Origin of the sequence: Polymorphobacter sp. (assembly GCF_051860865.1) — a bacterium.
Classification (GTDB): Bacteria; Pseudomonadota; Alphaproteobacteria; order Sphingomonadales; family Sphingomonadaceae; genus Sandarakinorhabdus.
On record NZ_JBIMKZ010000094.1, the window covers coordinates 1 to 10,205 of the forward strand.

The following is a 10,205-nucleotide window of genomic DNA, read 5'->3' on the forward strand; positions in this document are numbered from 1 at the left end:
GGCACCCTGCTGTCGCTCTGTGGATCGGCGTTCATCCTGTTCTGTTGTGGGGCAGTGTAGATCCCTGCAACCTTTCCCCCGCATAGCTCTGACGTCCCCGCGCCCCGGGGGCCCCGGCCGCCAGAGGCTCTACTGCCTACCGACCAGGACGCACCGTCGGCGCCACATCCGGGCGCGTCGGGTCGAACTTGACGCGGACGGTCTCGCCGGTGTTGCCCGGAAAGTTGGTGAAGATGGCGGTGACCAGGTTGGGCACCATCCGGGTGAGGTTGTTCGAGGTGCTGACCGTTTCGGCGCGGCCTTCAAAGACGCTCGCCTTGTCGGACTGGCGGACAATCTTCAAGGCAACGGCGCTGTTATACTGGGTGACCGAATAGACTTCGGGCGCACCCCAGCCACCGCCACCCCAGCCGCCGCCCCAACCGCCCCAGCCGGCGCCACCCCAGCCACGGCCGCCCCAATAGGGGTTCCAGCCCCAGCCGCCCCAACCCGGACCCATCATGCCGCCGCCCCAGCCGGGACGGCTGCGGACGGCCTCACGCGGCGGGCCGACGGTGTAATCGAGCATGACGGTCAGCGCGGCCTGCTCCGGAGTCACGGCCTCGGTATAGCCATTGGCCAGCAGGCGCTGACGGACGTGATTGGCGTAGGTAGCAAACTCGAGCCCGCCGACATTTTCCTTGTCCTTCGGCTCGATGAAGAAAGTCTGGGCCGAGGGAGGCGGCATCTGCTGGAAGCGCGAGACTCGCGCTTCAAACGAAGGGGCGCAACCGGCCAGCGTCGCCAGGGCAACGATAGGCAAAACGGCGGTGCTGAACTTGATCATGTGCTGGTTCCCGTCATGCGACAGTGGTGGCTTCTATGTGTGGTGCACACTGCCTGTATGCAAGTTAATCCAGACTGAATTGAACGCGAACGCGAATGTCGCAGCCGCCTCAGCCGCGAAATCCGACAGCGCGGTGGACCTCGGCAAGGATCGGCTCGGCGATGGCGCGGGCGCGATCGGCGCCATGCGCGAGCACGGCATCGAGCGCGGCATGGTCATCGCGAAGCGCGGTGAAGCGGGCATTGATTGGCGCCAGCACATCGATCATCACCTCAGCCAGCGCGGGCTTGAACTGGCCAAAACCTTGACCGCCATAGGTGGCGAGGATTTGGTCAGGGGTCTGCCCGGTCAGCGCCGCCATCAGCCCGACCAGATTGGCGGCCTCGGGCCGGCCGGCGAGGCCGGCGGGCTCGCTTGGCAGCGGCTCGGGATCGGTCTTGGCGCGCTTGATCTTGGCGGCGATGGCATCGGCATTGTCGGTGAGGTTGATGCGTGCGGCGTCCGAGGGATCGGACTTGGACATCTTGGCGCTGCCGTCCCGCAGCGACATGACGCGGGTGGCCGGGCCTTCGATGACCGGCTCGGGCAGCGGGAACAGCTCGATGCCGGTGTCGGTGTTAAATTTCTGGGCGATGTCGCGAGCCAGTTCGAGATGCTGCTTCTGATCGTCGCCGACCGGGACATGGGTCGCCTTGTAGGCGAGGATGTCGGCGGCCTGGAGCACGGGGTAGGTGTAGAGGCCGACGCTGGCGCCTTCGCGGTCCTTGCCCGACTTTTCCTTGAACTGGGTCATCCGGTTGAGCCAGCCGACGCGGGCCGTGCACATCAGCACCCAGGCCAGTTCGGCATGGACGCGCACCGCGCTCTGGTTGAACAGGATGCAACGCGCCGGATCGAGGCCCGAGGCGATCAGCGCCGCGGTCATCTCGCGAACGCCGGCGCGCAGCGTGGCCGGCGTATAGGGCATAGTGATCGCATGGAGATCGACGACGCAGAACAGGCACTCATGGCTGTCCTGCATCCGTACCCAGTTGCGGATGGCGCCGAGATAATTGCCGAGGTGCAGATTGCCGGTCGGCTGGATGCCGGAAAATACGCGAGTCATCAGCGTTTGCCCCTGCGCGAAAATTGCGTCTTCAGCTCGGCGAGCGTGAACAGCCCGGTCAACCGCGCTGCTGCCAGATAGACGACGCCACCGCTGGCGATCAACAGCGCCAGCGCCAATGACCGTGCCGGCAGCCCGCCCGACATATGCGGCAGCACCAGCGGCACCAGCAGAACCAGCACCAGCGCCATTGCCGCGCAGGCGATCAGCAGCCGCGGCAGCGCCCGGCACAGGCGCGGATCCAGGGTGAGATGGCCGCGCCGGCGCAAAACCCACCATAGCGCGAAGGCGTTGACCCAGGCCGCCAGCGCCGTGCCGAGCGCGATGCCGACATGGCCGAACGGCCAGATCAGGATCAGGTTGGCGACCAGATTGACCAGCATCGACATCACCGCCAGCTTGACCGGCATACGGGTGTCCTGCCGCGCGTGATAGCCGGGCGTAAGCACCTTGATCAGCACATAGGCGGGAAGGCCCAGCGCAAAGGCCGACAGGGCGCGGGCGGTGGCGATGCTGTCGGCGGACAGGAAGCGCCCCTGCTCGAAAAGCCCGCGAATGATCGGCAGCGCGGCGATGCCCAGCGCAGCGGCCGCCGGCAGCGTCAGGAACAGGACCAGCTCGATGGCGCGGTTCTGGTTATGGATAGCGGCGGGCGCATCATCGGCGCCGAGCAGGCGTGACATGGTCGGCAGCAGCGCCGTCCCGACGCCAATGCCGATCAGGCCGAGGGGCAGCTGGTTGAGACGGTCCGCGTAGTAGAGATGGCTGACCGCGCCTTCGTCGAGGAACCGCGCGGCGAGCGCCGTGGAGATCAGCAGGTTGATCTGGACGGCGCCGGCGCCGAGCGCCGCCGGGCCGATCAGTGCCAGCAACCGGCGGACATCGGCGGTGAGGCGCGGGCGGCGCAGCCGCAGCCTTATGTCGGCGCGCAGGCATGACCAGAGCAGCCACAAGAACTGGGCGATGCCGGCCAGCGATACGAACAGCGCCTGGCCGCGCGCCGTAGCGATATCGCCGTCGCCCTGGAAAGTCAGCAAGCCGATGATCAGCGTGATGTTGAGCAGCAGCGGCGCGGCGGCATTGGCCCAGAAGCGGCCGATCGAATTGAGGATGCCGCCCATCAACGATACCAGGCTTATCAGCAGCAGATAGGGAAAGGCCAGGCGGGTGAAATCTATGGTGAGGCCGAGCTTCTCGGCACCGGCATCGGGAAAGCCGCCGGTCAGTGCCCAGACCACCGGGGCGGCGGCGAGGATCATGACGAAATTGAACACCAGCAGCACCGGCAGCAGCACCGACAGCACATCCTCGGCGAAGCTGCGGGCAAGGCCGAGCGCCTCCCGGGCTTCCTCGCCAGCCTCCGCCTTGCCGAGGCGTCGGGCGAACATCGGCACGAAGGCAGCGGAAAAGGCGCCCTCGGCGAACAGCGCCCGGAATAGGTTGGGCAGGCGGAAGGCGATGAGGAAGGCATCGGCGGCCATGCCGGCGCCGACAAAGCGCGCCATCAGCACATCGCGGACGAAGCCGGCGATGCGGCTGAGCAGGGTGAGGCCACCGATGGTGGCGGTGGCGCGCAGCAGGTTCATCGCTGCACGCCGCGCACGCCTTCGTCTTTCATGCTCCCCTCCCGCGCGTGGCGAGAGGGAACGGGCTCAGGCATTGCCGACTTGCGAGCCGTCGCCGCGCTGCGCCATGTAGAGCGAGTGGAAATCGATGGGATCGAGCATCAGCGGCGGGAAGCCACCGTCGCGCGTCGCGTCGGCGACGATGCGCCGGGCGAACGGGAACAGGATGCGCGGCGCCTCGATGATCAGGAACGGCTCAAGCGCCTCTTCGGGCACATTGGCCAGCCCGAAGACACCGGCATAGAGCAGGTCGACGACGAAGCTGGTGGTCTCGCCGACCATCGCCGTGGCGCTGATCTTGAGCTCGACCTCGTACATGTTGTCGGCGGCGCGGCGGGCGTTGACGCCGACGTTGACGTCGATACGCGGCTGGCCCTCGGCCTGGAGCGAGGCCGGGGCATTGGGGTTCTCGAAGGACAGGTCCTTCACATATTGAGTCAGGATCGATACCTGCGGCAGCGGCTCGTCGGCGCCGTTGGCATCATTGGTCTGAAGATCGTCGTCAGCCATGAGGAATTCCCATCAGTTGCGTGGCGCCGGAAGCTCAATCGTCGCTGTCGAAGGTCTCGACCGGACCGGAGTCCTGCCCCTTGGCGCTGGTGTCGCGGTCGACGAACTCGACATAGGCCATCGGTGCCGAGTCAGAGCGGCGGATGCCGGCCTTGATGATGCGGATATAGCCGCCGGGACGATCCGCATAGCGGGTGGCCAGCTCATCGAACAGCTTGACCAGCTGGGCATCGTCGCCGAGGCGGGCCATGGCGAGGCGGCGGTTGGACAGGCCGCCATGCTTGGCCAGCGTGATCAGCTTCTCGACATAGGGGCGGATTTCGCGAGCCTTGGGCAGCGTCGTCTTGATCTGCTCATGCTTGATAAGGGCAGCGGCCATGTTGCGGAACATGGCGAGACGGTGGCTGCTGGTGCGGCCGAGTTTGCGATGGGCAACGCCGTGGCGCATGGTCTTTTCTCCGTTCGTTCCGGGGCCGTGTCAGGCACCCCGGGCCAGGCTGATGTGGGGCAGCCCAATGACCCCTTGTCGATGTGTATCCGGTGGCGAGCGTCGCGGCAAAGCCGCGCCGTGACGTCAGACCGGTTCCGGCGGCCCAGCCGCCGACCCGGCTGGCCGACGCTGCGCCGAGTCCGGGCGGAACTACGTTCCGACCGGCCGGCTTGCTCAGAATTCCTGTTCGAGCTTCTTGGCCATTTCCTCGATGTTCTCCGGCGGCCAGCCCGAAATTTCCATGCCGAGACGCAGGCCCATGTGGCTGAGCACTTCCTTGATCTCGTTCAGGGACTTGCGGCCGAAGTTCGGAGTGCGCAGCATTTCGCTTTCGCTCTTCTGCACCAAGTCGCCGATGTAGATGATGTTGTCGTTCTTCAGGCAGTTGGCCGAGCGCACCGACAGCTCCAGCTCATCGACCTTCTTGAGCAGGTAGCGGTTGATGGCAGTGTTGTCATCGACCTCGATCGGCCCACCGGCGGGCAGCGGCGCCGGCGCCGGGGCCACGACATCCTCGAAGTTGACGAACAGCTGCAGCTGGTCCTGGAGAATCTTGGCGCCATAGGCGAGCGCATCCTCGGGGCTGATGCTGCCGTCGGTTTCGACCGAGATGGTCAGCTTGTCATAGTCCAGTTCCTGGCCGACGCGAGTGTTGTCGACCTTGTAGCTGACCTGACGCACCGGCGAATAAAGAGCATCGACGGGCACGAGCCCGATCGGCGCATCGGCCGGGCGGTTGGCGCTGGCCGGGACGTAGCCCTTGCCGGCCTCGACGATTAGCTCCATGTTCAGCGTGGCGCCGTCATCGAGCGTGCAGATCACCAGCTCCTTGTTCATGATTTCCATGTCGCCGGTGACGGCGATCTGGCCGGCGGTGACTTCGCCGGGACCGGTGGCGGTGAGGTGCACGCGCTTGGGCTGGTCGCCCTGCATGCGGATCGCCACCTGCTTGATATTGAGCACGATGTCGGTGACGTCCTCGCGGACGCCGGCGAGCGACGAGAATTCATGCAGCACGCCGTCGATCTTGATGGCGGTGACGGCGGCACCCTGCAGCGAGGACAGCAGCACGCGGCGCAGCGCATTGCCCAGCGTCAGCCCGAAGCCGCGCTCCAGCGGCTCGGCGACAAAGCTCGCCTTGCGGCGCATGTCGCCACCAGGACGGGCTTCCAGCCGGTTCGGTTTCTTCAGTTCGGTCCAGTTCTTGGCGATCACGGCCACAGGCTCACCTCTTCTTCGGGGGAGGGACGGATCGTCATCCGCCCATCCCCGGTATCATGTCCGCTCGAAAGGCCGCGCCGGGGGCACACGGCCGTAAAGCAACGAAAGGTTCAGACCCGGCGGCGCTTCGGCGGCCGCACACCATTGTGCGGGATCGGCGTCACGTCGCGAATTGCAGTAATCTGGAAGCCCACCGCCTGCAGCGCGCGGAGCGCCGATTCGCGGCCCGAACCCGGACCCCGAACTTCGACTTCCAGCGTCCGCACGCCATGCTCAGCGGCCTTCTTGCCGGCATCTTCGGCGGCCATCTGGGCAGCAAAGGGCGTCGACTTGCGGCTGCCCTTGAAGCCCATGGTGCCGGCCGAGGACCAGGCAATGGCGTTGCCTTGGGCGTCGGTGATGGTGATCATGGTGTTGTTGAAACTGGCGTTCACATGGGCAACGCCAGACGTGATGTTCTTGCGCTCACGGCGCTTGATGCGTGCAACTTCGCGTGCCATCGAAAAAATCCTGTCCCGTGTCTGCTGGTGAGAAAGAAGTGGCGGGGCTTACTTCTTCTTGCCGGCGATCGGCTTGGCCTTGCCCTTGCGGGTACGGGCGTTGGTGTGGGTGCGCTGGCCGCGAACCGGCAGGCCCTTGCGGTGACGCAGGCCACGGTAGCAGGCGAGGTCCATCAGCCGCTTGATGTTCATCGCGGTCTGGCGACGCAGGTCGCCTTCCACGGTCAACTCGCGGTCGATCTTCTCGCGGATCTGGAGCACCTCGGCGTCGGTCAGGTCTTGGACACGGCGTTCCTCGGGAAAGCCAAGTTCGGTTGCAACGCGCTTGGCCGTCGTCCGGCCGATGCCATGAATATAGGTCAGCGCGATCTCGACGCGCTTGTTGGTCGGGATGTTAACACCCGCAATACGTGCCACAAATTAATCCTTCCATGCTCCACAGGGCTCGCGGGCAACGCTCCCCATCTCAAAGCAGAAACCGGGCAGCCAGAAAGCTGCCGGAGTTATTTCCGACTAGACGGAATGAGGGGCGGTAAATGGGGTTGGCAACAGAGTCAACCCCCCGGGAGTATTTGCCGTCAGCCGGCCGCCTCGGCATCCAGCAGCTTGTCGATGCTGGCCGCGACACTTTCCATGTCCGCCATGCCATCGACGCGGGCGACAATGCCGAGCGCCTCATAGTGCGGAAGGATCGGCGCCGTCTTGGCGTGATACTCTTCCATGCGCGCCCGCACCGTTTCGGCATTGTCATCGGGGCGGCGCTTGAAGGCGGTGCTGCCGCAGACATCGCAGACGCCCTCCACACGGGGCTGCTTGAAGATATCGTGATAGCCTTCGCCGCAGCTGGCGCAGCTGAACCGGCCGGTGATTCGCTCGACCAGGGCTTCCTCGTCGACCTCGAGCTCGATGACATGATCGAGGGTCAGCCCCTTGGCCGCCAGCATCTCACCCAGCGCATCGGCCTGGACGGCGGTACGCGGATAGCCATCGAGGATGAAGCCGTTGGCGATGTCGGGGGAGTCCAGCCGCTCGGAGAGGATGCCGTTGACGATGTCGTCCGACACCAGCCCGCCCGATTCCATCACCGCCTTGGCCTTCTGGCCGACCGGGGTCTGGGCGGCCACGGCCGCGCGCAGCATGTCACCGGTGGAGAGCTGGACCAGTCCGCGCTCCTTCACCAGTCTGGATGCCTGGGTGCCTTTGCCCGCCCCCGGAGGCCCGAGTAGTATCAGATTCAACGTCGCCCACCCCGCAGTTTCGATTTTTTTATCAGGCCTTCATATTGATGGGCGAGCAGATGGCTCTGGATCTGGGCCACTGTGTCCATGGTGACATTGACCACGATCAGCAGCGAAGTGCCACCGAAATAAAAGGGGACGGCTAGGCTGGAAATCAGGAATTCGGGCAACAGGCAGATGATGACCAGATAGGCGGCGCCGACAACGGTGATACGATTGAGAACATAATCGAGGAATTCGGCCGTGCGCTGGCCCGGCCGTATGCCGGGGATGAAGCCGCCATATTTCTTCAGATTTTCTGCCGTCTCCTCGGGATTGAAGACGATTGCCGTATAAAAGAAGGCGAAGCCGGCAATGCCGAGCGCGTACAGGGCCATGTACAGCGGCGCGCCGTGCTGAAGCGCCGTGGTCACCGAGATTAGCCAGTCAGGCCCTTCGCCGCCCTGGGCAGCGAACTGGGCAATGGTCAGCGGCATCAGCAGTAGCGAGGAGGCGAAGATCGGAGGGATGACGCCGGCGGTGTTGATCTTCAACGGCAGGTGCGAGCTGTCGCCCTGCGACATGCGGTTGCCCATCTGGCGCTTCGGATACTGGATCAGGATGCGGCGCTGGGCGCGCTCCATCAGGCAGATGAAGGCGATCACGGCCAGCGCCAGGACGGTGACAAGCAGCACGAAGCCCGACGAGATGGCGCCGGTGCGTGCCTGCTCGAATAACCCACCCATCGCGCTCGGCAGCTGGGCGACGATGCCGGCCATGATGATCAGCGAGATGCCGTTGCCGATGCCGCGGCTGGTGATCTGCTCACCCAGCCACATCAGGAACATGGTGCCGCCAACGAGGCTGATGACCGTGGAAATACGGAAGAACCAGCCCGGATCGATAACGGCACTGACGCCGCCGCCCGAGCCCCAGCTCTCCAGTCCGACGGCAATGCCATAGCCCTGGACGATGGTCAGGAACACCGTGCCGAAGCGCGTATACTGGTTGAGCACCTTGCGGCCGCTCTCGCCTTCCTTCTTCAGCGCCATGAAGCTGGGGACCAGCGAGGTCATCAGCTGAACGACGATCGAGGCCGTGATGTAGGGGGTAACGCCGAGCGCGATGAGGCTCATCCGCTCAAGCGCACCGCCCGAGAACATGTTGAAAAAGTCCAGCACGCCGCCCTGGGTCTGCTGGAAGAGCGTGCCGAGCGCTACCGGATCGATGCCCGGCAGCGGCACGAACGACACCAGACGGAACACCACCAGCGCGCCGATGGTGAACCACAGGCGCTTCTTCAGCTCGGTGGCCTTGGAGAAGTTCGCGAAGCTGATGTTCGCGGCCATTTGCTCGGCGGCTGATGCCATGGTTCTAACCTGTCATCCCTGGACCAAAAACGCTTGGGCCTGATTGCCGAAGGTGCTGCCTAGATAAGGGCGAGCGACCAAAAGTGCCATGATGATTTGCGCGCCCGGAAGCGCGCCGATCAATCGGCCGCCTTGGCAGTCGCGGCAGCAGTCCTGGCGGCGGCGGCCTTGGCGGTCCGTGCCTCGGCGCGGGCGGCCTTCTGGTCGTCGCGGCTGAGCGGCTCGGGCTTCGGCGCCGGCAGTTCGAGGCTGCCACCGGCGGCTTCGACGGCGGCCTTGGCCGAGGCGCTGGCGCCGGCAAGCTTGAGCTGAACCTTGGCGGTTAGCGCACCCTTGCCGAGCAGACGAATGCCGTCGCGCGGATGGGTGATGATGCCGGCAGCGACCAGCGCATCGGCATCAATGACCGTATCGGTGGAGAGACGGCCAGCGTCGACAGCGGCCTGCAGCGTGCCGAGGTTGAGCTCGGCAAAATCCTTGCGGAAGATATTGTTGAAGCCACGCTTCGGGATCCGCATGTGGAGCGGCATCTGGCCACCTTCGAAGCCCTTGATGGCAACGCCCGAACGGGCCTTCTGGCCCTTCTGGCCGCGCCCGGCAGTCTTGCCGAGGCCCGAACCGATGCCGCGACCGACGCGAACGCGGTCCTTGCGGGCACCGGGATTGTCGTGGAGATCGTTCAACTTGGTCATTGTTCGCACTCGCTTTCGCTTTGTTCGCGCGCCGGCCGGGCCGGACAGGATCGGTCAGGGTCGATCCGTCGCCTCAGGCGACGTCTTCGACCTTTACCAGATGGTTGACGACGCGGATCATGCCACGGACGGAGGGGGTGTCCTCCAATTCGCGGGTCCGGTGCATCTTGTTGAGACCGAGGCCGATCAGGGTCTTTTCCTGAACCGGCGCCCGGCGGATCGGTGAGCCGATCTGGGTTACTTTGAGCTTGGCCATGGTCAGCGTCCTTATGCGACGGCTTCGGCGTCAGCCTCGGCAACGCGTGCCGAGATGTCGCCGCGCCGGGCCATCAGATCCGCAACCTTCTTGCCGCGCCGCTGGGCAACGGCCTTCGGGCTGGTCTGCTCGCCAAGGGCGGCAAAGGTGGCGCGGATCATGTTGTAGGGGTTGTTGGTGCCCACCGACTTGGTGACGACATCGGCAACGCCCAGCGATTCGAACACGGCGCGCATCGGACCACCGGCGATGATGCCCGTGCCCTGTGCGGCCGAGCGGACATAGACCTTGCCGGCGCCGAAATGGCCATAGCCATCATGGTGCAGAGTGCGGCCATCGCGCAGCGGTACGCGGATCATTGCCTTCTTGGCCGCGGCCGTGGCCTTTTGGATG

General features: G+C 65.1%; 12 protein-coding genes and 1 pseudogene. All 13 read right to left on the reverse strand.

Annotation, left to right across the window (positions count from 1 at the left end):
- Positions 1-136: 136 nt before the first annotated feature.
- Positions 137-826 carry a DUF4136 domain-containing protein gene (locus ACTIFJ_RS13860; RefSeq protein ID WP_439534702.1) on the reverse strand — a complete coding sequence of 230 codons (690 nt, stop codon included), beginning with the start codon at positions 824-826 and terminating at the stop codon, positions 137-139.
- Positions 827-935: 109 nt separating this feature from the next.
- Positions 936-1,931, reverse strand: coding sequence for a tryptophan--tRNA ligase (trpS, locus tag ACTIFJ_RS13865; RefSeq protein WP_439534703.1), 996 nt, complete (start codon positions 1,929-1,931; stop codon positions 936-938).
- On the reverse strand, positions 1,931-3,517 hold the full coding sequence (murJ, locus tag ACTIFJ_RS13870) for a murein biosynthesis integral membrane protein MurJ (protein ID WP_439534704.1): 1,587 nt from the start codon (positions 3,515-3,517) through the stop codon (positions 1,931-1,933). The genes trpS and murJ overlap by 1 nt, the downstream gene beginning before the upstream one ends.
- Before the next feature lie 66 nt (positions 3,518-3,583).
- A complete protein-coding gene (gene secB, locus ACTIFJ_RS13875; protein WP_439534705.1) occupies positions 3,584-4,066 on the reverse strand; it encodes a protein-export chaperone SecB in 483 nt (160 codons plus the stop codon).
- 34 nt (positions 4,067-4,100) lie between these two features.
- Positions 4,101-4,514, reverse strand: coding sequence for a 50S ribosomal protein L17 (rplQ, locus tag ACTIFJ_RS13880; protein ID WP_439534706.1), 414 nt, complete (start codon positions 4,512-4,514; stop codon positions 4,101-4,103).
- Between the two features lie 216 nt (positions 4,515-4,730).
- Positions 4,731-5,777 (reverse strand): DNA-directed RNA polymerase subunit alpha, encoded by a 1,047-nt coding sequence (locus ACTIFJ_RS13885; protein ID WP_439534707.1) that lies wholly within the window; start codon positions 5,775-5,777, stop codon positions 4,731-4,733.
- A gap of 110 nt (positions 5,778-5,887) precedes the next feature.
- Complete coding sequence (gene rpsK / locus ACTIFJ_RS13890; protein WP_152577529.1) at positions 5,888-6,277, reverse strand: 30S ribosomal protein S11; 390 nt, start codon at positions 6,275-6,277, stop codon at positions 5,888-5,890.
- A gap of 48 nt (positions 6,278-6,325) precedes the next feature.
- Positions 6,326-6,694, reverse strand: a complete 369-nt coding sequence (gene rpsM, locus ACTIFJ_RS13895; protein WP_439534708.1) for a 30S ribosomal protein S13 — start codon at positions 6,692-6,694, stop codon at positions 6,326-6,328.
- A 161-nt stretch (positions 6,695-6,855) separates the two neighbouring features.
- The gene (locus ACTIFJ_RS13900; protein WP_439534709.1) at positions 6,856-7,515 is read right to left on the reverse strand and encodes an adenylate kinase; all 660 of its coding nucleotides are present in this window, start codon (positions 7,513-7,515) and stop codon (positions 6,856-6,858) included.
- A complete protein-coding gene (gene secY / locus ACTIFJ_RS13905) occupies positions 7,512-8,864 on the reverse strand; it encodes a preprotein translocase subunit SecY (protein WP_439534710.1) in 1,353 nt (450 codons plus the stop codon). Before secY ends, ACTIFJ_RS13900 begins: the two co-directional genes overlap by 4 nt.
- Before the next feature lie 119 nt (positions 8,865-8,983).
- Complete coding sequence (gene rplO, locus ACTIFJ_RS13910) at positions 8,984-9,556, reverse strand: 50S ribosomal protein L15 (protein ID WP_439534711.1); 573 nt, start codon at positions 9,554-9,556, stop codon at positions 8,984-8,986.
- 73 nt (positions 9,557-9,629) lie between these two features.
- Positions 9,630-9,812, reverse strand: a complete 183-nt coding sequence (gene rpmD, locus ACTIFJ_RS13915; RefSeq protein WP_439534712.1) for a 50S ribosomal protein L30 — start codon at positions 9,810-9,812, stop codon at positions 9,630-9,632.
- Between the two features lie 11 nt (positions 9,813-9,823).
- Positions 9,824-10,205: pseudogene (locus ACTIFJ_RS13920) on the reverse strand (30S ribosomal protein S5); the annotation flags it as partial.

What these genes read in the sequence shown, in the direction of transcription:
- rplO (WP_439534711.1), bottom strand. Translation starts at nt 9,556, where the DNA reads ATGACCAAGTTGAACGATCTCCACGACAATCCCGGTGCCCGCAAGGAC.
- rpmD (WP_439534712.1), bottom strand. Translation starts at nt 9,812, where the DNA reads ATGGCCAAGCTCAAAGTAACCCAGATCGGCTCACCGATCCGCCGGGCG.
- secB (WP_439534705.1), bottom strand. Translation starts at nt 4,066, where the DNA reads ATGGCTGACGACGATCTTCAGACCAATGATGCCAACGGCGCCGACGAG.
- rpsK (WP_152577529.1), bottom strand. Translation starts at nt 6,277, where the DNA reads ATGGCACGCGAAGTTGCACGCATCAAGCGCCGTGAGCGCAAGAACATC.
- ACTIFJ_RS13860 (WP_439534702.1), bottom strand. Translation starts at nt 826, where the DNA reads ATGATCAAGTTCAGCACCGCCGTTTTGCCTATCGTTGCCCTGGCGACG.
- secY (WP_439534710.1), bottom strand. Translation starts at nt 8,864, where the DNA reads ATGGCATCAGCCGCCGAGCAAATGGCCGCGAACATCAGCTTCGCGAAC.
- trpS (WP_439534703.1), bottom strand. Translation starts at nt 1,931, where the DNA reads ATGACTCGCGTATTTTCCGGCATCCAGCCGACCGGCAATCTGCACCTC.
- rplQ (WP_439534706.1), bottom strand. Translation starts at nt 4,514, where the DNA reads ATGCGCCACGGCGTTGCCCATCGCAAACTCGGCCGCACCAGCAGCCAC.
- murJ (WP_439534704.1), bottom strand. Translation starts at nt 3,517, where the DNA reads ATGAACCTGCTGCGCGCCACCGCCACCATCGGTGGCCTCACCCTGCTC.